18 protein-coding genes are annotated in these 24801 nt (G+C 66.1%); 5 read left to right on the forward strand and 13 right to left on the reverse strand.

Translation table 11 applies throughout. The features are described from left to right. The first annotated feature begins 276 nt into the window (after positions 1-276). Together BM031_RS17090 and BM031_RS17095 are read left to right on the forward strand one after the other, a co-directional pair. Positions 277-3102, forward strand: a complete 2826-nt coding sequence (locus tag BM031_RS17090) for a TonB-dependent receptor domain-containing protein (protein ID WP_177207802.1) — start codon at positions 277-279, stop codon at positions 3100-3102. Between the two features lie 129 nt (positions 3103-3231). After that, positions 3232-5064 (forward strand): glycoside hydrolase family 28 protein, encoded by a 1833-nt coding sequence (locus tag BM031_RS17095; protein WP_091875775.1) that lies wholly within the window; start codon positions 3232-3234, stop codon positions 5062-5064. Positions 5065-5109: 45 nt separating this feature from the next. On the opposite strand, the gene BM031_RS17100 is transcribed toward BM031_RS17095, so the two are convergent. From BM031_RS17100 to garD, 6 genes are all read right to left on the reverse strand, one after another. Beyond that, positions 5110-6414, reverse strand: a complete 1305-nt coding sequence (locus tag BM031_RS17100; protein ID WP_091875776.1) for a dipeptidase — start codon at positions 6412-6414, stop codon at positions 5110-5112. A gap of 79 nt (positions 6415-6493) precedes the next feature. Further along, positions 6494-6757 (reverse strand): hypothetical protein, encoded by a 264-nt coding sequence (locus tag BM031_RS17105; protein WP_091875777.1) that lies wholly within the window; start codon positions 6755-6757, stop codon positions 6494-6496. A 98-nt stretch (positions 6758-6855) separates the two neighbouring features. Continuing rightward, positions 6856-7782 carry an alpha/beta hydrolase gene (locus tag BM031_RS17110; protein WP_229408963.1) on the reverse strand — a complete coding sequence of 309 codons (927 nt, stop codon included), beginning with the start codon at positions 7780-7782 and terminating at the stop codon, positions 6856-6858. Then, positions 7779-8654, reverse strand: coding sequence for an aldose 1-epimerase (locus BM031_RS17115; RefSeq protein ID WP_091875778.1), 876 nt, complete (start codon positions 8652-8654; stop codon positions 7779-7781). Before BM031_RS17115 ends, BM031_RS17110 begins: the two co-directional genes overlap by 4 nt. A gap of 3 nt (positions 8655-8657) precedes the next feature. Further along, positions 8658-9476, reverse strand: a complete 819-nt coding sequence (locus BM031_RS17120; RefSeq protein WP_091875779.1) for an NAD-dependent epimerase/dehydratase family protein — start codon at positions 9474-9476, stop codon at positions 8658-8660. A 136-nt stretch (positions 9477-9612) separates the two neighbouring features. After that, positions 9613-11154 (reverse strand): galactarate dehydratase, encoded by a 1542-nt coding sequence (garD, locus tag BM031_RS17125; RefSeq protein WP_091875780.1) that lies wholly within the window; start codon positions 11152-11154, stop codon positions 9613-9615. A 140-nt stretch (positions 11155-11294) separates the two neighbouring features. Between garD and BM031_RS17130 the strand changes: the two genes are divergently transcribed. From BM031_RS17130 to BM031_RS17140, 3 genes are all read left to right on the forward strand, one after another. After that, positions 11295-12704, forward strand: a complete 1410-nt coding sequence (locus BM031_RS17130; RefSeq protein WP_091875781.1) for a glycoside hydrolase family 88/105 protein — start codon at positions 11295-11297, stop codon at positions 12702-12704. 7 nt (positions 12705-12711) lie between these two features. Next, positions 12712-13914 (forward strand): BT3233 family polysaccharide utilization protein, encoded by a 1203-nt coding sequence (locus BM031_RS17135; RefSeq protein WP_091875831.1) that lies wholly within the window; start codon positions 12712-12714, stop codon positions 13912-13914. A gap of 219 nt (positions 13915-14133) precedes the next feature. Then, positions 14134-17088 carry a TonB-dependent receptor gene (locus tag BM031_RS17140; protein ID WP_218147620.1) on the forward strand — a complete coding sequence of 985 codons (2955 nt, stop codon included), beginning with the start codon at positions 14134-14136 and terminating at the stop codon, positions 17086-17088. A 273-nt stretch (positions 17089-17361) separates the two neighbouring features. Here the strand turns inward: BM031_RS17140 and BM031_RS17145 are convergent, their stop codons facing one another. The 7 genes from BM031_RS17145 to fba all read right to left on the reverse strand — a co-directional run bounded on the left by BM031_RS17145 (position 17362) and on the right by fba (position 24789). Beyond that, positions 17362-18045, reverse strand: coding sequence for an OmpW/AlkL family protein (locus BM031_RS17145; RefSeq protein ID WP_091875783.1), 684 nt, complete (start codon positions 18043-18045; stop codon positions 17362-17364). A 56-nt stretch (positions 18046-18101) separates the two neighbouring features. Beyond that, positions 18102-19469: an SGNH/GDSL hydrolase family protein gene (locus BM031_RS17150; RefSeq protein WP_091875784.1), complete on the reverse strand. Its 1368-nt coding sequence runs from the start codon at positions 19467-19469 to the stop codon at positions 18102-18104. A 241-nt stretch (positions 19470-19710) separates the two neighbouring features. Next, a complete protein-coding gene (locus BM031_RS17155; RefSeq protein WP_091875785.1) occupies positions 19711-20748 on the reverse strand; it encodes an L-threonylcarbamoyladenylate synthase in 1038 nt (345 codons plus the stop codon). Beyond that, complete coding sequence (locus tag BM031_RS17160; protein WP_091875786.1) at positions 20745-21929, reverse strand: 5-(carboxyamino)imidazole ribonucleotide synthase; 1185 nt, start codon at positions 21927-21929, stop codon at positions 20745-20747. The genes BM031_RS17155 and BM031_RS17160 overlap by 4 nt, the downstream gene beginning before the upstream one ends. Positions 21930-21934: 5 nt before the next feature. Next, the gene (gene purE, locus BM031_RS17165) at positions 21935-22432 is read right to left on the reverse strand and encodes a 5-(carboxyamino)imidazole ribonucleotide mutase (RefSeq protein WP_091875787.1); all 498 of its coding nucleotides are present in this window, start codon (positions 22430-22432) and stop codon (positions 21935-21937) included. 2 nt (positions 22433-22434) lie between these two features. Further along, positions 22435-23331 (reverse strand): phosphoribosylaminoimidazolesuccinocarboxamide synthase, encoded by an 897-nt coding sequence (locus tag BM031_RS17170; protein ID WP_091875788.1) that lies wholly within the window; start codon positions 23329-23331, stop codon positions 22435-22437. 393 nt (positions 23332-23724) lie between these two features. After that, positions 23725-24789, reverse strand: a complete 1065-nt coding sequence (fba, locus tag BM031_RS17175; protein ID WP_091875789.1) for a class II fructose-bisphosphate aldolase — start codon at positions 24787-24789, stop codon at positions 23725-23727. Positions 24790-24801 lie beyond the last annotated feature (12 nt).

The following is a 24801-nucleotide window of genomic DNA, read 5'->3' on the forward strand; positions in this document are numbered from 1 at the left end:
TTCCAGCACGGCGCCGGTCGGCGCCTGGTCCCGATCGCCCTCTCGCCTCCCCGCAAGCTTGCATGCTTGGCAATGCGTTCGTACCAGAAAAATAACTGGCTCGTCCAGATTGCAGAACTGGTCGGACCAAAGTACAATCAAATTCATACCAATCGCCTGCCGGGCCGTCACACACGACCCGGCTTGCACGGGCGACCGCACTTTGCACGGGTATCCATTCGTTCGATCCAGGGGCTCACACCCGGACGCACGCACGATCACACGCAGGAGACATCAGTGAAACACCAGAACAGCATTACCGGGCAACGCCTGGCCCAACCACGCTTCCTGCTCTCGGCAGTCGCCGTCGCAGTACTGGCCCTGACCAACGCTGCAGCCGCGCAGGATGCGTCGATGCAGCGGGTGGAAGTGACCGGTTCCTCGATCAAGCGCCTCGCCACCGAAAACGCCCTGCCCGTCACCACCATCAAGGCCGAAGAGCTGCTGGTGCGCGGCCTGACCACGATGTCGGAAGTCGCCGTGGCCCTGACGGTCGCCTCGACCAACGAACCGGTGGGTGGCGGCGGCAGCGGCACCATGATCAATATGCGCGGCCTGAACACCAACCGCACGCTGGTGCTGCTCAATGGCCGCCGCCTGGCCAACGAAGCGCTGGGCGACAGCTCGGTGAACGTCGACGTGATCCCGATGGCCGCCATGGAGCGCGTGGAAGTGCTGCGCGACGGCGCCTCGGCCCTGTACGGCACCGATGCGATCGCCGGCGTGGTCAACTTCATCACCAAGAAATCGATCACCGGCGTGACCGTCAGCGCCAGCACCGTGCAGCCGGAACAGTCGGGCGGGGGCGCCCAGCGCCGCGCCGGCTTCGTGGCCGGCAAGGGCGACCTGGCCACCGACGGCTGGAACATCTATACCGCCTTCGACACCCAGCGCCGCGATTCGCTGCTGCAGCGCGACCGCCCGAACATCACCGACCCGGCCCTGATCGCGCAACTGGGCGGCACGCCGTTCACCGCGAACACCTCGGGCGGCGCCTCGTCGCCGGCCAACTTCACGATCTACCGTAACGGCCGCAGCGCCAACATCACCGGCAACCCGTATTTCGCGGCCGGCTGCGTGAGCCCATTGGCGAACCAGACCACGCTGCCGTCGACCCGCACCAACGCCAACGGCGCCAAGACCTGCATCACCGACCCGACCATCTACCCGGAACTGCTGCCGGAAGCGCAGCAGACCACCCTGTTCACCCGCGGCAGCCTGGCGCACGGCGACGGCGGGCTGCTGAGCGTGGAACTGAACCTGTCGAAGTCCTATATCGATGCGTCCGACGCGCCCCAGCCTTTCGGCGCCAACACCGACTACGACCGCCTGACCGCGTCGCGCGTGCCGCTGATGATCACCCGCGCCAGCAAGTGGTACCCGGGCGGCAGCGGCGGCGTGCCGGCCGTGGCCGGCCTGAACGGCGAAGACCTGGCGCTGACCTGGAGCCTGGACGAACTGGGCGCCGTGACCACCCACGACGAGCAGCTCAACCACCGCCTGGTGGTCGCCGACGAAGGCCAGTTCAAGGGCTGGGACTACCGCGGCGGCCTGTCCTACGCCTACAGCAAGCGCAACATCGGCTTCAAGGACAACTTCGTGCGCACCCCGGGCCTGTACGCCGGGGTCGCCAACGGCACCCTGAACCCGTTCGGCCCGCAGGACACTGCCGGCCGCGCCTACCTGGACAGCATCTCGGCCGACGGCCTCGAATACCGCAGCGCCGACGTGCGCTACTACGGCGCCGACGTCAACCTGTCGCGCACCTTGATGGACCTCGGCGGCGGCGCACTGGGCCTGGCCGTGGGCGCCGACTGGCACCGCGAGACCTTCGAAGAAAACATGAACATGCTGGGCGACCAAGTCGTCTACAAGGTCTCGGGCACCCCGGGCCGCAACCCGAGCGGCTCGCGCCGGGTAGCCGGCATGTACGCCGAACTCGATGCGCCGGTGACCAAGACGCTGGACCTGAACTTCGCCGTGCGCGCCGACCATTTCAGCGACTTCGGTTCGACCGTCAACCCGAAGGCCAGCTTCCGCTACCAGCCGATGAAGGAGTTGATGTTCCGCGGTACCGTGAGCAAGGGCTTCCGCGCGCCGACCCTGCCGGAACTGTATGGCACCCCGCGCACCTTGACCCCGTCGACCTCGAACTGGGATGACCCGCTGCTGTGCCCAAGCGCCACCCCAGGCGTGCCGGGTACCGGCACCCTGACCACCGACCCGCGCTACGCCGGCCTGGGCCTGGACGCGAGCCGCGTCTGCAACACCCGCCTGACCACGCTCACCGGCGCCAACCCGGACCTGGAACCGGAAAAGTCGAAGACCTTCACCGTCGGCGTCGTCATCGAGCCGGTCAAGAACTTCGTGGCCACCGTCGACTTCTGGAAGATCGAGATGGAAGGCACCATCGCCCAAGTGGCCGAAGATACGATCTTCAACAACCTGGGCCAGTACCAGGACCTGTTCGTGCGTAACGCCAACGGCACCCTGGCCTACATCACCAAGACGCGCCTGAACATGGGCGGCCTGCGTACCCAGGGCGTGGACATCGCCCTGAACTATTCGCTGCCGACCGCCAGCTACGGCCGCTTCGGTTTCTCGCTCGACGGGACCTATACCGACAAGTACGAGGGCCAGAACGAAGCCGGCGGCGCCTGGACCGACAGCGTGGGCAAGAACGGCGCGCTCGCCACCGGCGCCACTTCCTCCAATACCTATGTGTACAAGTGGAAGCACCAGGCGCGCGTGAACTGGGCCTACGGTCCCTTCTTCGCCCAGCTGACGCAGCAGTACTCGTCGAGCTACGAAGACACCAACGCGCTGGCGACCCAGAAGCCGGGCCAGCCGTTCTTCAACGTGATCGCGCCGTACCGCGTCTACAACCTGTCGACCAGCTGGAAGGTCAACAAGCAGCTCAAGGTCGGCGCCGGCGTGAACAACCTGTTCGACGAAGACCCGCCGCTGTCGAACCAGCGCCTCAGCTCGCGCGTCGTGTTCGCACGTAACGTCGCCAAGCCGATCGGCCGTACCTTCACGGTACGCGCGGACTACGCGTTCTAAGCGCATGTAGAGCGTGACAGGACTCAGGGTGGCCGGGATCTCCCGTCCACCCTGTTTTTCTGTAGAGTTGGCGATACCAGCACCGGACGACGAGCCGGTCGACGAATTCAACTAGCTGATGGAGACGATATGACGACAAGGCACCCCAACCCGCAACGCCGCTCGCTGCTGCGCGCCGCTTCGGCATCGGTGGCAGGCCTCGCCGTGGGCCCGCAGGCGCTGGCCGCCGGCGCCACCGCAAGCACCGCAATCGAGCAGGCCTGGGCGCGCGCCCAGGGCATCATGGACCAGTTCAAGAAGCCGCTGGTATTCCGCAAGCAGGACTTCCTGGTTACCGCCTACGGCGCCGAGCCGTGCAAGGCGATCATGGTCGAGGGCTTCGTGGCCCACCACGAGCTTGGCCAGGTCAGCACCCCGGCGCCGGGCGCGAAGGACTGCTACGCCGCGATCGCCGCGGCCATCGCGGCCTGCAGCGCCGCCGGCGGCGGCCGCGTGGTCATCCCGGCCGGCAGCTGGCTGGTGAAGGGCCCGATCGTGCTCAAGTCAAACGTCAACGTGCACCTGGCCAAGGGCGCCCACGTCTACTTCAGCAACGACCCCGACGACTTCGCCAAGTATGGCGAGTTCGATTGCGGCGCGAGCGGCAAGCTGGTGATCTCGCGCTGGCAGGCCAACGACTGCCTGAACTATTCGCCGATGGTCTATGCCTACAACCAGACCAATATCGCCCTCACCGGCGAAGACTGGACCAGTATCCTCGACGGCCAGGGCGGCGTCCCGCAGGCGAACGGCGACACCTGGTGGGACTGGAAGGGCAAGCGCAAGGCGGGCCCGAACCAGCACCAGGCCCAGACCGTCGTCAACCCGCGCACTCCGGCCTCGATCAAGGACATCGTCCCCGGCCTGACGCCGGCGCAGGTCGCGCTGCTGGAAGGGACCAGCGACAGGTGGCGTACCGACGAAGTCTTCCTGCCGACCCTGTCGGAAGCGGGCGTCCCGGTCGCCAAGCGCATTTTCGGGCGCGGCCACTACCTGCGCCCGTGCATGGTCGAATTCATCAGTTGCACGGACGTGCTGATGCAGGGCTACCAGATCAACCAGGCGCCATTCTGGCTGCACCACCCGGTCAACTGCAACAAGGTCGAGTTCCGCAACGTGCACCTGGACAGCATGGGCCCGAACAGCGACGGCTTCGATCCGGAAGCCTGCAACACGGTCCTGGTGGACGGCTGCACCTTCAATAGCGGCGACGACTGCATCGCGATCAAGGCCGGCAAGAACCGCGACACGCAATACGGCCCGACCCAGAACGTGGTGATCCAGAACTGCATCATGAACAGCGGCCACGGGGGCGTGACCCTGGGCAGCGAAATGTCGGGCGGCATCCAGCACGTGTATGCGCAGAACATCGAGTTCCGCAACGCGAACTGGGCCACCGACCCGCTCAACACCGCGATCCGCATGAAGACCAACATGAACCGCGGCGGCTTCCTGCGCCACTTCTACGTGCGCAACGTGACCATGCCGAACGGCGTCAACCTCAAGCCCCAGTTCTACAAGCCCCTGCCCGGCTCGCCCATCCCGCAGAAATCGGTCGGCTCGTCGGCCGGCGCCGTGGTCACCATCGACTGCGACTACGACCCGAACGCCGACAATGTGCGCACCCGTCCGCCGGCGGTGGAGAACATCCACATCTCGGGCGTGAAAGTGGGGAACGTCGCGACCAAGGACGGCCCGCGCTCGTGCTACCAGGCGATTCTGCTGCTGGGCCCGGTCGCCTTCGACTACAACGGCCCCCAGCCAGCCGAGATCTTCCCGATTCGCGACGTCACCATCACCGACTGCGACTTCGGCACCCCGGTCAACGCCGCCCAGCCCTGGTACCTCTACAACGTCCGCAACGTCAAGCTGAGCAACGTGACCATCGCCGGCAAGGTCCACAACGCCACCCTGTCCGCGTAAACCAACTTCGGGGTCAGGTCTGACATTTGGACACGGCCTCGACAGTCAAGGGGTGAAGACGGCGTCTGGCGGCGCCGGCTTCGCCTGCAGCTGCCTCGCCACTTCCTCGTTCCGGCGCAGCACGCGCAGGATATTCCCGCGCGCCGCCTTGGCCAGGTCGGCGTCGCTCCAGCCGCGCCGGGCCAGCTCGTCGAACAGGCGCGGATACTTGTCTACGCCATCCAGCCCGTCGGGGGTGTCATTGATGCCATCGAGGTCGCCGCCGATACCGACGCTGTCCGCGCCCGCCACCTTGCGGATGTGATCCATGTGGTCGGCCACCATCGCCAGGGTGGCGCGCGGCGCGGGGTTGTTGCGCTTCCACTCTTCGAGCGCGGCGGCCGCGCGTTCCGGCTGCCCGATGTACAGGCCCGCATAGGGCGGCGCGTTATAGCGGCGCTGCTCCGCCGCCAGCGCGGCCTCGTAGGTAGCCACGGCTTGCGACACGTAGCCGGGATTGAAGTTGACCATCACGATGCCCCGGTTCTTCGCCACCAGCGCCAGTACCTCGTCGTCCACGCCACGCGGGTGATCGACCAGGGCGCGGGCGTTGGAGTGCGAGAACATCACCGGCGCCTGGCTGGCGCTCAATGCCGCCAGCATCGTCGCCCTGGAGACGTGGCTCAGGTCGACGACCATGCCGAGCCGGTTCATCTCCTGGATCACGGCCAGGCCGAACGGGCTCAAACCCTTGTGGACCGGATTGTCGGTGCCGGCATCGGCCCAGGCGTTGTTGGAGGTGTGCGTGAGCGTCAGGTAGCGCGCGCCCAGCGCGTACAGCTGGCGCAGCATCGGCAGCGAATTGTCGATCTGGTGGCCGCCTTCGATGCCCAGCAGCGAAGCGATCCGCCCCGCCTTGCCGGCGCGCTCGATATCGTCGGCCGTGTAGGCCATGCCCAGGTGTTCGGGATAGCGCTGCACCATGCGCTTGGCCAGGTCGATCTGCTCGAGCGTCATCTTGACGGCGGCAGGCCCGGTGACGCTGCCGGGAATCCACACGGACCAGAACTGCCCGCCCACGTGGCCGGCGCGCAGGCGCGGGAGGTCGGTCATCAGGGGCGGCAGGTCCACCGGCACGCCTGGGGTGGGCGGAAGGCGCGAGGTATCCGACTGCAGATCGATTTTTGCCAGGTCGCTGCCGTAGCGGTCGCGCAGCTCCCACAGCAGGTCGTTGTGGGCGTCGATCACGGGCGACTTTGTCAGCAGGCGCTCGACGCGCCCGGCAACTTGAGGGGCTTGCGCAGTGGCCGGCAGCGCCTCCCACATTCCCACACACAGGGCAATGATTTTAAGGCATTGTCCGCTTGTCATCGCATCCCCATCGTGGCCGTGGCGGGTGTTACAGCCGAGGTCGTGTCCAAATGTCAGACCTGACCCCGAAGTTCGCAGTTCAGGCGGACAGGCCTTTTTGCAGCAGCTCGGCAACCAGCTCGTTGAGCTCGACGCCGCGTTCCTTGGCTTGCGCGTGCAGTTGCTGCACCAGGTCGCCGTTGAGCTTGACGGCGAACGGCACCAGGCCGAGGGCGCGTTCGCGTTCGCGCTGTTCGCGGCGGTCCGGGGCGGCGCTCTTGCCGGGGGCGCCGATGGCCGCGCCCTTGCCCATCTGGTTCATCAGTTTCTTGGCGTCGCTCTTTGCCAGGTCAGTCTTTTTCATTGCTCGTCCTTGTAGTATCGAGACCGGATTCTACTCTTGAACGCCGCGTTGCTGCGAATCAGACCTCAGGCAGCCACGCCGGCAGGACGATGCCTACCTTAGCCGGCGCGCCGGTGTGTCTTGAATATCTGTTGGAGGAAGGCGTCCATCGCATCCACCGTCGGCGCCAGCCACGGGTCGAACAGCCAGAACGAATGCGGGGTGCCGGGTAGCGCCACCGTGTCGGTCTGGATGCCATGCGTGGCGAGCTTCGCGGCCATCGCCTCGCGGCCGACCGAAAAACGCGGCACGCCACTCACGATGAACAGCACCGGCGGGCTGCCCTTGCCGGCATGGGTGATGGGCGAGGCATCGCGCCACAGCGCTTCCTTCTCGGCATACCGGCCGCCGAACCAGGCGCCGGCGGCGGAGGGGTTCTTGGCCGGATCGTCCTCGTGCTTGCGCGCTTCAAGCGAGGTGAAGTCGGACAGGCCGTCGATATTGACCACGGCGCGAATCGCCTGCGGATCAAGCATGCCCACCAGCGCGGCGATCTGGCCGCCGGCCGAGCCGCCCGCGATCGCTACCCGCGCGGGATCGATGCCGAAGCTGGCGGCATGCGATCGCAGCCAGCGCACTGCTTCCTTCACATCGTGGATCGCGGCCGGATACCGCGCCTGGCCGGACAGCCGGTAGCTGACCGTCGCCGCCGCATAGCCGCGTGCGGCCAGGCGCGCTGCCAGCGGCGCCATATTGGTCCGCTCGCCGCTGCCCCAGCCGCCGCCATGCACCAGCACGACCAGCGGCGCCGGCGCGCCGGCAGGACCGGGCAGGTAGAGGTCGAGCGCCAGCGAGACGGCGTCGCGCTGCAGGTACACCAGGTCCTTGCGCACTTGTACCGGCGCCGCCGCGTCGCTGCTGGCGATGCGGATGAACGGGTACTGGGCGACCAGCTTGCGGTAGGTGGTGTCGGCGTTGTAGGTCGACTGCGCAGCCGCCGGCAGCGCGGCCAGCGCCAGCAGCAGGCTCCATGACAGCCGCTTCACAGCGCCATGCCCCGGAAGGCGCAGCGCCGCCGCAGCGTGGCGCCGGGCGCCAGCACCGTCAAGCCCGGATAGCCGGGCAGGTTGTGCGCATTGATGGGATGGTCCACCGGCTCGAAGCAAAAGAAATCGCGGCCCGGCGGAACGTAGAGGATGAAGTAATCCATGTCCGCCTGCAGTTCCAGCGCCAGGCCGCGCGCCGGCCAGGCTATCCGGGCGGCGCCATGCCAGCCTTCGAAGACATGATCGACGCCGTCCTGGGGCAGCGGCGCCGGCACGTTGAAACGCCAGTGGGACGGAATATCCTGGCGCACTACGGGCAGCTTGTCGGGACCGGCCATCCAGACGCTGTTGGCGCCGGCCGTGAGCCGGGCTCCCTGCGGGTCGGGCAGCCAGGGGTGCAGGCCGATCCCGAAGGGCAGCGCGACTTCGCCCGCATTGCACACGGCCAGCTCCAGCACCAGCGCATCGTCGACGAGGGTGTAGCACAGTTCGGCGCTGTAGGCGAAGGGAGCGGCGCTGGTGCGGTCGAGCGTCAGGACCAGCGAAGTGTCGAAATGGGACGCTACCTGCCACGGCTGCTGCCAGGCGTCGCCATGGATCGGGCAGGGCTCCCCTGCCCGGTTCGGCGCCGGCACGTGGCGCCGGCCCTCGAACTGGAAGCCGGAAGGCGCCATCCGGTTCGACCAGGGCAGCAGCGGGAAGCAGGCCAGTTGCGAGGGGATGGGCAGGTCCGCCACATCGTGCGGCAGGCCGCGCAGCAGGGGGGCTTGCCCACCCTCGCCCAACCAGTCCAGCCGCGCCAGGCCGCCGCCGACCTGCGGCAGGACCTCGGCGAGCAGGCTGCTATTACGCAGCGCGAGCCGTTCCAACATCGGTCAGTACTGCGGCCCGTCGAGCAGGAACTTGCCGCCCTGGTAGATGGTGGTGACGTCGTCCTTGGCCGGGAACTCGGACGAATCCGGGAACAGGTGGGCGAACTGCGCGGAGCTGTCCTTCGGCTTGTAGCCCAGGTGCGCCGCCAGGCGGTTGTCCCACCAGACGCTGTCGTTGTCGGACATGCCGTAGACGATGGTGTGGCCCACGCGCGGCGCGAACAGCGAGCAGCGCAGCAGCTCGACCAGGTCGTCATACGAAAACCACGTGCTCATCATGCGCTTGTTGGCCGGCTCCGGGAAGCTCGAGCCGATGCGCACGCACACGGTCTCGACGCCGAAGCGGTCGAAATAGTAGCGGGCGATCTGCTCGCCGAAGACCTTCGACAGTCCGTAGTAGCTGTCCGGGCGGGTCGGCGAATTCGCGTCGAGCACCGTGTTCACATGGTGGTAGCCGATCGCGTGGTTCGAGCTGGCGAAGATCACGCGCTTGGTGCCGGCCTTGTGCAGGGCTTCATACAGGTTGGCCACGCCCAGGATGTTGGCCTGCATGATGGGCTCGAACGGCTTTTCGGTGGAGATGCCGCCGAAGTGCAGCACCGCGTCCACGCCCTCGAGCAGCTTGAGCACCGCTTCCTTGTCCGCCAGGTCGCACTGGACGATTTCCTCGCCCGGGCCGGCCTCGCCCATGTCGGCGACGTCAGACAGGCGCACCACGTCGGCCCATGGCTTGATGCGCTCACGCAGCACCTTGCCCAGGCCGCCGGCCGCGCCGGTCAGCAGGATGCGTTTGAACGGTTTACCCTTTGCAGCTTCGGTCATTCAGGACTCCTTGTTTGCGTAGGGTGGTCGGCTATGCCGACCGCGCGTTCGGATCACGTCTCCCGGCCCGCTCCCAAGGCTTGCATCGGTACGTTGAACGCGCGGCCGGCGAAGCCGGCCACCCTACAAATATTCATCAGGTCACTGGCGCAGGATTGAACAGCGCCAGCGCATTATGCAGTTTCCAGTGTTCGGCCCAGGTCTTGCGCCCGCTCGCCACCTCGAGGATCAGGCGGAACATCTCCCAGCCCACATCCTCAATAGTAGCCTCTCCGCTGGCGATGCGGCCGGCATTCACGTCCATCAGGTCATGCCAGCGGTTGGCCAGCTCGGTGCGCGTGGCCACCTTGATGACCGGGACCGCGGCCAGGCCGTAGGGCGTGCCGCGGCCGGTGGTGAAGATGTGCACGTTCATCCCGGCTGCCATCTGCAGGGTGCCGCAGATGAAATCGCTGGCCGGGGTGGCGGCGTAGATCAGGCCCTTCTGCTGGAGCTTCTCGCCTGGCGAGAGCACGCCGGTGATCGCCGTGGTGCCCGACTTGACGATCGAGCCCATGGCTTTTTCGACGATGTTCGACAGGCCGCCCTTCTTGTTGCCGGGCGTGGTGTTGGCGCTGCGGTCGACGCCGCCGCGCACCAGGTAATCGTCGTACCACTGCATCTCGCGCACCATCGCCGCGGCGATTTCCGGGGTGGCGGCGCGCGCGGTCAGCTGGTCGATCCCGTCGCGCACTTCGGTCACTTCCGAGAACATCACGGCCGCGCCGGCGCGCACCAGGAGGTCGGTGGCAAAGCCCACCGCCGGGTTGGCGGTCACGCCGGAGAAGGCATCGCTGCCGCCGCACTGCACGCCCACCACCAGGCTTGAGGCCGGGCAGGTGACGCGCTGGCGCGCATTGAGTTCCTGCAGGTGCTTCTCGGCGGTGGACATGAGCGAATCGATCATCGACATGAAGCCCACGTGCTGCTGGTCCTGCAGGGTCACGACCGACGGTTCGGCATTGCCGATCGGGATGGCGCCGGCCGGGAACAGGCGCGCCGGCGGCAGCTTTTCGCAGCCCAGGCTCACGACCATCACGCTGTCGCCGAAGTTCGGGTTGCGCGACAGGTTGCGGATGGTCTTGATCGGGATCTCGGCGCCCGGCGCGTCGATCGCGACGCCGCATCCGTATACGTGTTCGAGCGCGACGACGTCTTCGACGTTCGGGTAGCGCGGCAGCAGCTCTTCGCGGATACGCTTGACCGCGTAGTCGATCACGCCCGAGACGCACTGCACCGTGCTGGTGATGGCCATCATGTTGCGGGTTCCCACCGAACCGTCCTTGTTACGGTAACCTTCGAAGGTATAGCCTTCGAGGTCGTGCACCGCGGCGATGGCGCGGGTTCCAATTGGCAGGTTGTCCAGCGAACGCGCCTCCGGCATGCGCAGCACGCGCTCGGACACCCAGCAGCCGCGCGGGATCGCCCCGTTGGCATAGCCGATCGTCACGCCGTAGCGGATCACGGCCTCGCCTTCGGCCAGGTCGGTCAGCGACACCTTGTGCCCCTGGGGCACGGCTTCGAGCAGGACCAGGCCGTCGGGGAAGACGGTGCCCGCGGGCAATCCGCCGTCGTTGACGACGATCGCGACATTGTCGCTGGCCTGCATACGGATGGTGCGCGGAACTTGGGTGTTCATGTTGTAGTGCCTTTCGGTGGGGTCTTTTTCAGTATGCCATACAACTTCTCAAATCGGCTAGTCCACCTTGCGATTTTGGCCTGACCAAATTAGAATGGCCTGACCAATACGCGGCTGTACAACAACGACGACGGAGACACATGAAGACGACACTGCTGGCAGCCTCGGTTGCTGCCTTACTGGGTTGCGCGCTTGCTTGCGGCCCTGCCCTGGCCGAAGGCCAATACCGCAATCCCGACAACACCAACCCCAAGGACAAGGGCGAAGGTACTTATCCGGTCCCTTACAAGAAGCCGGTGGTGGCCGAGGTAACCGCCCAGCTGAAGGCGATCCGCGCCCACATGGACGCCACCACGCCGACCCGCATCATCAGCAAGCGCACCAAACAGCCGATCACCGACCTGAAGACCCCGAACGCCGACGCCATCTTCGAGCCCAGCGACGGCGACTATGGCATCCAGGTCTATGAGATGGGCGTGGTCCATTCCGGCCTGCTCAAGGCAGCGGAAGCGACCGGCGACCAAAGCTTCACCGCCATGACCCAGCGCCACTTCGGCTTCTTCGCACAAACCCTGCCTTACTTCCGCGCCCAGGAACAGAAGTTCCACCTCGAGCGCGCCAACAGCTTCTCGCGCTTCCTCGACCCGCGCTCGCTCGACGATTCGGGCTCGATGTGCGCGGCATTGATTCGCGCGCGCCTTGCCAAGGTGGGCCCGGACCTGAAGGCCATGATCGACACCTGCAGCGACTGGGTGATCAACAAGCAGTTCCGCCTGGGCGACGGCACCATGGCGCGCAAGCGTCCGCAGGAAGTCTCGCTGTGGGCCGACGACATGTACATGAGCATCCCGGCGCTGGCAGAGATGGGCCGCCTGACCGGCAACCGCAAGCACTTCGACGACGCCGTGAACAATGTGATGGGCATGTCGAGCCGCATGTTCAACGCCGAGCTGGGCCTGTACACCCACGGCTGGCACGCCAACCTGCCGGACGCGCCGCGCTTCTACTGGGCGCGCGCCAATGGCTGGGCGGTGCTGGCGATGTCCGACCTGCTCGACGTGCTGCCGAAAGACCATCCGGGCTACCCGAAGGTGCTGGCGCAGCTGCGCGCATCGATCAAGGGCATCGCCGAACGCCAGTCCGGCAGCGGCCTGTGGCACCAGATGCTCGACCGGAACGACTCCTACCTCGAGACCTCGGCCAGCGCCATGTTCACCTACGTGATCGCGCACGCGGTCAACCAGGGCTGGGTCAGCCCGACCACCTACGGCTCGATCGCGCAGGCCGGCTGGGCGGGGCTGTCGACCCGCATCACCGCCAAGGGACAAGTGGAAGGCACCTGCGTCGGCACCACGCTGGCCGGCGACATGGTCTATTACTACCATCGCCCCACCAGCGCCGAGGCGCTGCACGGCTACGGCCCGACCCTGATGGCCGGCGCCGAGATCATCAAGCTGGTGACCAACCCGGCTTTCGAGGTGCAGCACAAGGTTCGCACGTATCATTACATGCCCAAAGGCGGCCAGACCGACTACCGCGAACATCATTAAGGTGAACATGAAACCACTGATCCTTGCAGCTGCATTAGCCACCGCGTTCGGCGCACAGGCTGCCGAGCGCCTGGCCGTGACCGTCCAGCACGACCTGCCGACCGCGCGCGCCTCGGAGACCATCACGATCCCGTGGAGCGAGGTCAACGCCGCCCTGCCGGGCGCGCTGATCCAGAAGATCGCGATCAAGGACGCCAAGGGCCGCGTGCTGCCCTACCAGGTGACCAACGTCGCCCCGCTGGCCAAGGACCCGCAGGGCGTGGGCGCCGCCTACGGCGAACTGCTGTTCCAGCACAGCTTCGCAGCGGGCGAGAAGAGCGCCAGCTTCACGGTCGAGAAGATCGACACGGTGGCGCCGGTGTTCGCACCGAAGTCCTTCGCGCGCTACGTGCCGGAACGCCTCGACGATTTCGCCTGGGAGAACGACAAGGTCGCGCACCGTACCTACGGGCCGGCGCTGGCCGCACCGTCGCCGCCGGACGTGAAAAAGGAAGTGCTGGTCACCAGTGGCCTGGACCTGTGGTTCAAGCGGGTGCCCTACCCGATCGTCGACCGCTGGTACAACAAGGGCCACGACCACTACCACCATGACGAAGGCGAAGGCATGGACATGTACAACGTCGGCAAGTCGCGCGGGGCGGGCGGCACCGGCGTGTGGGACGGCAAGCAGCTCTACACGAGCGTGAACTACGCGTCGTGGAAGGTGCTGGCCAACGGCCCGGTGCGCGCGGTGTTCGAGCTGCATTACGCCAGCTGGGACGCGGCCGGCACGCCAGTGAGCGAGATCAAGCGCTTCACCGTCGACGCCGGCCACTACCTCGACCGCATCGACTCTACCTTCCAGTACGCGGGCGACGCCCCGATCACGGTGGCCGTGGGCCTGAACAAGACCCCGAGCGACAAGGGCCAGAACCCGTCGATCACGGTCAAGCGCGAAGGCGCGGTGCTGCTGCAGTGGGTCGAGCAGAAGAGCAACGGCGCCTTCGGCACGGCGGTGGTGCTGCCGGGCGCGGAAGGCTTCACCCAGGACGCGCTCAATGAGCTGGTGCTGGCCAAGGCTTCTTCCGGCAAGCCGCTGCGCTACTACGCCGGCGGCGCCTGGAGCCGCGGTGGCGAGATCACCACGCTCGAGCAGTGGCAGCGCCTGGCGCAGGACACGGCGGCGCGTGCGGGCAATCCGGTGCGTGTGTCGCTGGCGCGACAGCAGTAAACACCCCAGACCCGGGCGCCATGCCCGGGTCTGTCCATCTCTTCCTTAAGTACTACCTCCCCCTGCGTGGGCAGACCAATTTACATATTTATTTAAATTGGACTGACCAGAAAGCGCAATATTGCCTTAAAATCCAGAAACCGGCCTGACCAAATTATAAAAGCCGCTGTGGTGGGCACCAGACTTGCACCCGCCTGGATAAAAACGCATGGAGACAGCATGAAAAAACAGTACCAGAGTGCAGTTTTACGCCAACTCACCATGTGCCTGCTCGGCACAGCCTCGGTGTCCGCCCTCTCGATCGGCGTTGCCTACGCCCAGACCGCGGCCGAGACCCCGCCACAAGAAACCCAGCAGCTGCAGACGGTCCAGGTGACCGGCCTGCGCGCCTCACTCGAGAGCGCACTGAACGCCAAGCGCACCGACAACGGCATCGTCGATGTCATCAAGTCCGAAGACATGGGCAAGTTCCCGGATACGAACCTGGCCGAATCGCTGCAGCGCGTGCCGGGCGTGGTGATCGACCGCGACGCCGGCGAAGGCCGCAATATCACCGTGCGCGGCCTGGGCCAGGACTTTACGCGCGTGCGCATCAACGGCATCGAGGGCCTGGCCACCACCGGCGGCACCGACAGCTCGGGCGGCACCAACCGCGGCCGCGGCTTCGACTTCAACGTGTTCGCCTCCGAACTGTTCAGCTCACTCACGGTGCGCAAGAGCTCCTCGGCCGATGTCGACGAAGGCTCGCTCGGCGCCACCGTCGACCTGCAGACCCTGCGCCCCTTCGACCTGAAAGGCTTCAACGCCACCATCGCGGCCAAGGGAAAGTACAACGACGGCTCCGAGAAGATCGATCCGCGCCTGGCCTTCATGCTGTCGAATACCTTCATGGACCGCACGCTGGGCGTGCTGGTCTCGGGCGCGTTCTCGAAACGGCGCGTGCTGGAAGACGGCTTCTCCACCGTGCGCTGGGATAACGGCCCGTCGTCCGGCGGCTGGTGCGCGCCGATGGGCGTGGCCAACAACCCGGCCACCTCCACCGCCACCACCTGCGGCCCGGCCGCGCAGGGCGTGCCGCGCCTGCCGGCTTCCCGGGCCGCCACCGATGCCTACAACGCCGCCAGCAACATCAACAACTTCCATCCGCGCCTGCCGCGCTATGGCCGCCTGACCCACGACCAGGACCGCCTGGGCCTGACCGCGTCGGTGCAATGGCGCCCGCAGCGCGGCACCCTCTTGACCTTCGACATGCTGTACTCGAAGCTCGACGCCACGCGCCAGGAAGACTTCCTGGAGGCGATCTCGTTCAGCCGCAGCGCCACCCAGGGCGGCAAGCCGCAGATCAGCGTGGTCGAGGCGCAGTACGCGCCCAACGGCGCCCTCCTGTACGGCAAGTACAACGGCGTGGACATCCGCTCCGAGTCGCGCTTCGACGAGCTGACCACCACCTTCACCCAGCCGACCCTGACCCTGGAACACAAGATCAGCGACACCCTGAGCATGAGCGCCAAGGTGGGCCGCGCGAATTCGAAGTTCCGCAACCCGGTGCAGACCACGGTCACGCTCGACGCGCTCAACGTCAACGGCTACACCCTCGACTTCCGCAACGGCGACCGCAACGCCATCATCACCTACCCGTTCGACCCGATGGCCGCCAATGGCGCGCTGGGCATCATCGGCGTGCCGCAGGTGGCCACCGGCACCCAGCCGACCACGGTCGCCAACACCACCACCAGCGAGATCCGCATCCGTCCGCAGGGCGCGACCAACGTCAACGACGTCGGCCAGCTCGACCTGGCCTGGGAAGCGGCCGAGGGCCTGACCTTCAAGGGTGGCGTCAACAAGAAGAAATACTCGTCGGACACGTATGAATTCCGCCGCGTGAACCAGAACGACACGATCTTCGCACCAAGCGCAGGCGCGACCGGCCTGACCAGCACCGTGACCGGCTTCGGCAAGGGCCTCGATATGCCGAACGGTAACGTGACCGGCTGGGTGATCCCGAACCTGAACGCCATCGCCGCTGCCTACGACATCTACTGCAACTGCATCAAGGCCGGCCCTGCGGGCGGCCCGGGCGACTTCACGCTGTCCTCGATCACCAACGGCAACGCGCGCGGCAACAACCGCACCGTCACCGAGCGCGACAGCGGCTTCTACCTGATGGGCGAGTTCAAGTACGATTTGTGGGACATCCCGGTGCGCGGCAACTTCGGCGCCCGCCACGTGAAGACCGAACTGGAAGCGATCGGCTACCAGGCCGCCGGCGGCGGTACCGCGGTGAAGGTGAACCACGAGTACAAGGACACCCTGCCCTCGTTCAACCTGGCCGCCAACCTGACGCGCGACTTCATCGTCCGCTTCGGCGCCGCCAAGGTGATGACCCGTCCACAGCTGGGCTTCCTGTCGCCGGGCGGCACCATCGCCACCACCGGGACCCTGACCATCACCACCGGCAACCCGCTGCTCAAACCTTTCCGCGCCAAGACCTTCGATTCGAGTTTCGAGTACTACTTCGCCAACAAGGCTTTCGTCGGCATCGGGCTGTTCCAGAAGAACATCGACACCTACATCCAGTCGCTGCGCACCAACGTGCCCTTCCGCGAGACCGGCCTGCCGCTGTCGCTGCTGCCGGCCAACTTCAGCGGCGAGGAAGTGTTCCAGGTCACGGCGCCGATCAATACCGATGGCGGCAAGCTGAAAGGCGTCGAGCTGAACTACCAGCAGCCCTTCACCTTCCTGCCGGGCTGGGGCAAGAACTTCGGCACCCTGCTGAACTACACCAAGGTGAGCTCGAAGATCGAATACGCGGTATCGCCGACCAGCAACGAGCGCATCGTCGACGACCTGCTGAATTTGTCGCCGAAATCGTGGAACGCCACCGTCTATTACGACGACGGCAAGTTCAGCGCACGCCTGTCGGGCGCCAAGCGCTCGTCCTTCATCACCCGCGTACCAGGGCAGAACAACAACGACGTCGAAGGCAAGAACGAAACCTTCAACGTGGACGTGTCGCTGTCGTACAAGTGGAACGAGCACCTGGAATTCACCCTGGAAGGCGTGAACCTGACCAACGAAGCGAACGACCAGTTCATCAGCCGTGCGCGTAACAGCGTGGTGGTGAACAACGTTACCGGCCGCGAGTTCCTGGCGGGGCTGCGCTACAAGTTCTGATCGACTCCTGCTGTGACTTCAGCCCGCGATCTCGCGGGCTTTTTTTTGGCGGGGCGCGTGAAAAACTTCAGGGTCAGGTCTGACATTTGGACACGGCCTGATCTGTAACCATGGCACGCCACTTGTTGTTACACGATTTCGCCAGTCGTAAGCCATCAACCGACATCGTACGGCAGAGTTCGTGTCCGAATGTCAGACCTGACCCCGGGGTTGCCTTGAAATCCAAGAAAAAGGCCCGCACGCGGCGGGCCTCGGTTGCAAGCGCAGCGCTTGTCAGAACTTGTACCCCACCGCCACCACCACCGCCACCGGATCGAGCTTCATCCGCTGGGTCTGGCCGGTCGAAAAATGCACGTCGGTCCGCAGCTTGGTCTTGTTGGCGGTCACGTCCGCGAACCAGCGCTCGCCGATGTTCATCGCCAGGCCGACCTGCGCCGTGTAGGTCAGCTTGTTGTCGATGCTGAAGGTGGTCGGCACGCCGCTGCCTGGGTTGGTAACCGCGGTCATCCGGGCCGAACCGCGTTCCTTCATGAAGTAGGCATAGGTCGCTCCGATGCCCACGTAGGGGCGGAACAGCGAGGTCGGGGCGAAGAAGCGGTACTGGGCAAACACGGTCGGCGGCAGCGCTTCCACGGTGCCGAGCTGGCCGGTGCCGGCGATGGCGCCCGCGCCGTAGATCTTGTGCTTGTAGGGCGTGCCGATCGCCGCTTCCAGCGAAATGTTATCGGTCAGGCCGTAGGCGAAGATCAGTACCGGCTGGGTGTCCTTCTCGACGTCCGCCTTGGAGCCCGGCAGTGCCGGCGCGCTGATGTCGCCGCTTTCGACCTTCGGGGTCAGCTGGTTGAGGCCGATCTTGGCGGTGAGTTGGCCGGCCGACTGGGCCGATGCCGTCGAGGCGCAGGCCAGCGCGGCGGCCACACCCAGCACTTTGACGAGGCAATTGAAACCTTGTTTCATCTTTTCTCCTGAATTCATTTGTCGAGGCCCGCTCCCGGGAGCAGGCCTGCCCGTTCTTACAGCCAGCCCTTGATCGCCATGTCCTTGAGGACGTAGCGCGCAATCAGGTTGTTCTCGAACGGCGTCGGGTGGATGTCGTCGGCGAACATGTAGTGGCTGACGTCGCCGGCTACCGTGTTGGCGTTGGTGCAGATCAGGGACGTGGTGCCCAGTGCATTGGCGCCGCAGGCCGGGGACGAGGTGTTGGTCAGGCCGTAAGGGGCCGGATTCTTCACCTGGTCGTTGCTGACGGTGTACAGGTCGACGTACAGGATGCGGTCGTCGGTGCCCAGTCCGGCTTTGAGCTGGGTGTTGAAGGCATTGACCATGGCGGCGGTCAGGGCCTGGATGTCGGCCGATTTCGACTTCGAGGCCGGGGTGCTGGCCACGTCCGGCAGGTTGGCCACGACGACATACTTGGCGCCCTTGGCCACGACCTCGTTCTTCACGAGCGCAGCCATTTGGGCGCCGGCGGTGCCCAGTTCGGCGACCAGTTTCGGACCGTTGGCGGCGGCGTAGTCGTTGCCGGCCTTGGTGCCGGCCGCGGTAGCGTCAGCCTGGGCCTTGGCGACCATCGGGCCGTACACCGAAGCCTGGGCCACGGCGGCGTTGCCCGGCTGGCGCGCGGCGGCGCCGACGGCGGCGGCGACCACGGTCTGGTCGGTCTTGCCCGGACGCGCGTTTTCGGTGGCGATGGCCACGCCGATCGCCTGCGCGGCGGTCTGCGGGTTGGTGGCGCCGGCGGCCAGTTGCATGGTCAGTGAGGTGGCGAAGGTCTGCGCGCCGGCGGCGGCGCCGGCAGCGGTGGCGGCGGTCGACAGGACGCTCAGTTGCATCAGCACGTCGTTGCCGCCCGACAGGAGGGTCACCAGCTCGGTGCCGCTGAACTTGTTGCCGTTGCGGCCCAGGTGGTTGGCGATCTGGGTGACCAGCGGCACGGTAGTTTCGCCAATCGGCGAGCCAGTGCCTGGATTGCCCGGGCCGATCGGGTTGGTCACGCGCGATCCACCCTGGGCGTAATTGAAGCAGTTCAGGTTCTGCACGACGGGTACGGAGAAGCCGCGCGCGGCGTCGCCAATCAGGCCGGTCTGGGCGGCGCAAGGCACCGGCAGTTTCAGTTCGGCCGCCATGAAGTCGAGCCAGATCTTGCCGTTCAACTCAGGATTTTTCGACGTGCCGTCGCCATTGATCGTGAACTTGCCGCCACCCGCGGCCTTGACCGCGCCGACGGCATAGGTGCCGACGTCGGACAGGCTGTCGCCGAACGACACCTGCTGGGAAAACTTGAGTTTCTGCGTTTGGTCGCCACCGCCTGGGCTGGTTCCGCCGCAAGCTGCCAGCACCGCTGCCGTCAACAGGGCAAGCGCGAGTTTGGTTTGACGCATTGTGTCTCCTAAGTTGGTTTTATTCTGAAACGAACGCCCGTGCTATTCGTGTCTATGAATAATATGCCAGTGTTCAACTTACTTGTATAGGAAAACGGTTGCCAATATGTCAGTTTTTAGTGACAACTGACAACCGGATCGGGTGCCGATTATAGCCCCGCTCTCGAGCCCGGCAGAAGTGGTTGTTGAACAGCGTGGTTTTGCAGACCGCCAGTAAAGACGGGCGGTCTGGCGGATGAGCTCAGGCCAGCGGGACCTGGTTGAGCAGACCGTGCACGATGCCGGTGGAGCCATGGGCGGCGCGGCGCAAGCGGTCGTTGACGCCAAGCCAGTCGCCGCCCGACGGGGGCGCTTCGACCAGGATCACGTCGGCGCCGTGGCCGTCCATCGCGCGCAGGGCGGCATAGAGGGCGTGGGCGAAGCCGTCCGGCGTGGCCGGCAGGCGCAGCGCGGCGTGGGTGGGCGGCATGCTGGAATAATGGATCAGGGCGACCTTGCGCCCGGCGCCAGCCAGGCTGGCCAGGGTCTGGCGCAGCTGTTCGCTGTCCTGCATCGCCACCGGGGTATGCGGCGCGTAGTGCGATTCGAGCGTGCCGGAGGCGCGCGGCGCGGCCGCGTCGGGGCTGGCCGGCGCCTGGTCGATCACGGCGGCGATGGCCTCGCTGCTGATATGCCCCGGACGCAGCAGCACCGGGCCATGCGTGGCCAGGCGCGACAGGTCGACGATGGTCGATTCGATACCCACCTGCGAGGCGCCGCCGTCGAGCACCATGGCAACCGTACCGTCGGCGTCGAATTCGTCGCGCACGTGCTGGGCCAGGGTGGGGCTGACGGCGCCGAACTTGTTGGCCGAGGGCGCCGCGACGCCGCCCCTGCCGCCCTTGAAGGCGCGCAGCAGCGCGATCGCCACCGGGTGCGACGGGCAGCGCAGGCCGACCGTGTCCTGGCCGCCGCTGACGGCGGCCGGGATGTTCGGGGCACGCTTCAGGATCATCGTCAGCGGGCCGGGCCAGAAGGCTTCGGCCAGGGCATGCGCCTCTTGCGGGATGTCGGTGGCCCAGTAATCGAGCGGCGCGTCGGGGGCCAGGTGCACGATCACCGGGTGGTCTTGGGGCCTGCCCTTGGCCGCGTAGATGGCGGCCACCGCCGCCGGGTTCTCGGCGTCGGCGCCAAGGCCGTACACGGTCTCGGTCGGGAAGGCGACCAGCGCGCCCGCTTCCAGCGCGCGCGCGGCGGCGGCGATGGCTTGCGGGTCGAGGTCCTGGCTAACGCTACTCATTCGGCGATACCGAGGATCGCGCAGGCCTGGGCCAGGCTGGCCCGGGCTTCAAGCAGCGTCGGCGCCACGAAGGTGATGTGGCCCATCTTGCGCGCGCGGCGCGGGTCGTCCTTGCCGTACAGGTGCAGGTTCGCGCCCGGCAGCGCCAGCACGCGGTCCCAGGCCGGTTCGCGCGCGGTGTCGCTGCCTGGCTCGAACCAGACATCGCCCAGGATGTTGAGCATGACGGCGGGCGAATGCTGGCGCACGTCGCCCAGCGGCAGGCGCGCCATCGCGCGGACCTGCTGCGCGAACTGGCTGGTGATGCAGGCGTCCATCGTGTAGTGGCCGCTGTTGTGCGGACGCGGCGCCATTTCGTTGACCACCAGCGTGCCATCTTCCAGCACGAAGAATTCGATGCACAGCACGCCCACGTAGCCCAATTGGGCCACGATGGCGCGCGCCGCTTCCTGCGCCTGTTTCGCGCAGGCGCTCGAGACGTTCGGTCCCGGCACCGTGGTCGTGAACAGGATGCCGTCGCGGTGCACGTTCTCGGCGATCGGGTAGACCACCGAGGCGCCATCCGCGCCGCGCGCGGTCAGCACCGAGACTTCATAGGCCAGCGGCAGCATCTTCTCCAGCAGGCAGGTCACGCCGTTCATGGCGTCGAACGCGGCGCGCACGTCCTCGCGCGACTTCACCCGCACCTGGCCCTTGCCGTCGTAGCCCATGCGCACGGTCTTCAGGATCCCCGGCAGCAGGTCGTCATCGATGGCGTCGATGTCGGCGTATGAAGCGATGGTCTTGTGCGGCGCCGGCATCACGCCGGAGCTTGGCGCGCAGTCGACGAAAAAGCGCTTTTCCGCGATGCGGTCCTGCGCGATCGACACGCAGGCGGCGTTCGGTGCGACGAAGCTGCGCTCGCCCAGCCAGGCCATGCTGTCGGCCGGGACGTTCTCGAATTCGGTGGTGATGGCCACGCAGGCGTTCGCCAGTTCGGCGAGGGCCGCAGCGTCGGTGTAGGCGCCCGGGATCAGGCGCTCGGCCACCTGCCCTGCCGGGCAGTCCTGCGACGGCTCGAGTACGGCGACCTTGAAGCCCATGGCTTGGGCAGCGTGGGCGAACATGCGGCCAAGCTGGCCGCCGCCCATCACGCCCAGCCAGGCGGACGGTTGGGCGGTGGGTAGGAAGGAGTCACTCATGCGATTCAGACGGGAAGGGTCATGGCCTGGGCGGCCGCGGTTTGCTCCGTACGGAACGCGACCAGGCGCTGGGCCAGGTCCTCGTCGTTCGCGGCCAGCAGCGCCACCGCGGTCAGGGCCGCGTTGGCGGCGCCCGCTTCGCCGATGGCGAAGGTGGCAACCGGCACGCCTTTCGGCATCTGCACGATGGACAGCAGCGAATCCTCGCCGCGCAGGTACTTGGACGGCACCGGCACGCCCAGCACCGGCACGATGGTCTTGGCGGCCACCATGCCCGGCAGGTGGGCGGCGCCCCCTGCCCCGGCGATAATGGCGCGCAGGCCGCGTGCGCGCGCGGTCTCGGCATACGTGAACATCTCGTCGGGCATGCGGTGCGCCGAGATTACCGAGGCTTCAAAAGGCACACCGAACTGCTTCAGGATGGCGACCGCGTGCTGCATCACGTCCCAGTCGGACGAGGACCCCATGATGACGCCCACCAGCGGTTTTGCTTGCTCGGTCATCGTCACGCCTTCAGCTTTTCGCCGGTCAGGCGTTCGATGGCTTCGAAATACTTGGCCTGGGTTTTTTCGATGACGTCCGCCGGCAGCGCCGGCGCCGGCGCGGTCTTGCCCCAGTCGGTCAGCGTTTCCAGGTAGTCGCGCACGAACTGCTTGTCGAACGATGGCGGCGACATGCCCGGCGCGTACGAGTCGGCAGGCCAGAAGCGCGAGGAATCGGCGGTGAGCACTTCGTCCATCAGGTGCATCACGCCGTTGTCGTCCAGGCCGAATTCGAACTTGGTGTCGGCGATGATGATGCCGCGCGTGGCCGCATATTCGGCGGCGGCGGTATAGAGCTGGATGCTGACGTCGCGCATCTTGGCGGCCAGTTCCTTGCCGATGCGGTTTTCCATGTCCTCGAACGAGATGTTCTCGTCATGCTCGCCCAGGTCGGCCTTGGCGGCCGGCGTGAACAGCGGCTGCGGCAGCTTGTCGGCCTGGCGCAGGCCGCTTGGGAGTTCGATGCCGCAGATGGCGCCGCTGGCCTGGTAATCCTTCCAGCCCGACCCGATAATGTAGCCGCGCACGACCGCCTCGACCATGATCGGCTTGAGCCGCTTGGCCACCACGGCGCGGCCGCGGACCTGTTCTACCTCATCTGGCGCCACAACGCTCTCAGGCGCCACGCCGGTCAGGTGGTTCGGCACGATGTGGCCGAGCTTCTCGAACCAGAAGTCGCTCATCTGGTTCAGCACCATGCCCTTGCCGGGGATCGGCTCGTTCATGACCACGTCGAAGGCCGACAGGCGGTCGGTGGTGACGATCAGGATCTTGTCGTCGCCGACAGCGTAGTTGTCGCGTACCTTGCCGTGGCCGAGCAGTGGCAGGGACTTGATAGTGGATTGGTAGAGGCTGTTCATAGATGGGATATCAGGGAAACGGAACCGGGGTTTGTCGCCGGTCGGGTGGGTCAGGTCTGGGGGTGGCCTGGGCCGGTGCGTAATTTTACGTCAATTCACGATGCGCCGCCGAAGCCAGCACCGTCGTAGCGTCACTGGCGCTACGACTTCCCGCGAAGGCGGGAACCCAATTTTGTTTAAAAAGCCGACTCAGTACGCTCCAGCTACCACACTAAAAACCGTCGTTCCGGCGAAGGCCGGAACCCAAGTTTGTGTGCGTTACGACTGCGCTAACGTTACCAACTGCGGTGAAGAAATTGGGTCCCGGGCTGCGCCGGGACGACGTTGCTAAGGGACGTAGGTGAAGCTGGCTGCGCGACTCCTGCCGCGCAGCCAGCTTCACCTATTGCCAAATTACTGCACGATCTGCGACAGCTCGCCCGCCTTGTAGCGCTCGGCCATTTTGTCCAGTGGCATCGGCTTGATCTTGGCCGCCATGCCTTCGCAGCCGAAGGACAGGTAGCGCGCCTTGCAGATCTCGGTGGCCGCCTCGCGCGCAGGCTTGAGGTAATCGCGCGGATCGAACTTGCCCGGGTTCTGGAACATGTATTTGCGGATCGCCGCGGTCATGGCCAGGCGGATGTCGGTGTCGATGTTGATCTTGCGGACGCCGTGCTTGATGCCTTCCTGGATCTCTTCGACCGGCACGCCGTAGGTCTCTTTCATGTCGCCGCCGAATTCGCGGATGATCGCCAGCAGTTCCTGCGGCACCGACGACGAGCCGTGCATCACCAGGTGGGTGTTCGGGATGCGCTGGTGGATTTCCTTGATGCGGTCGATGGCCAGGATGTCGCCGGTCGGCTTGCGGGTGAATTTATAGGCGCCGTGCGAGGTGCCGATGGCGATGGCCAGGGCGTCGCACTGGGTGCGGGCGACGAAGTCGGCGGCTTGCGCGACGTCGGTCAGCAGCTGCTCGCGGGTCATGGCGCCGTCGGCGCCGTGGCCATCTTCCTTGTCGCCCATCATGGTTTCAAGCGAACCGAGCACGCCCAGTTCCGCTTCAACCGTCACGCCGATCGAGTGCGCGAACTTGACCACTTCTTTCGAGACGTCGACGTTGTATTCATAGGACGCCACCGACTTGCCGTCGGCTTCGAGCGAACCGTCCATCATCACCGAGGTGAAGCCCGAACGGATCGCGGCCATGCAGACCGCCGGCGACTGGCCGTGGTCCTGGTGCATGACGACCGGGATGTGCGGATAGGCTTCGACGGCGGCGTCGATCAGGTGGCGCAGGAAGGCTTCGCCGGCGTACTTGCGGGCGCCGGCCGAGGCCTGCATGATCACCGGCGCGTTGACCGCGTCGGCGGCGGCCATGATGGCCTGCACCTGCTCCAGGTTGTTGACGTTAAACGCCGGCAGGCCGTAGCCGTGTTCGGCGGCATGGTCCAGCAGTTGACGCATCGATACGAGTGCCATGGTTGATTACTC

This window comes from Massilia yuzhufengensis (genome assembly GCF_900112225.1).
Lineage (GTDB): Bacteria > Pseudomonadota > Gammaproteobacteria > Burkholderiales > Burkholderiaceae_D > Telluria > Telluria yuzhufengensis.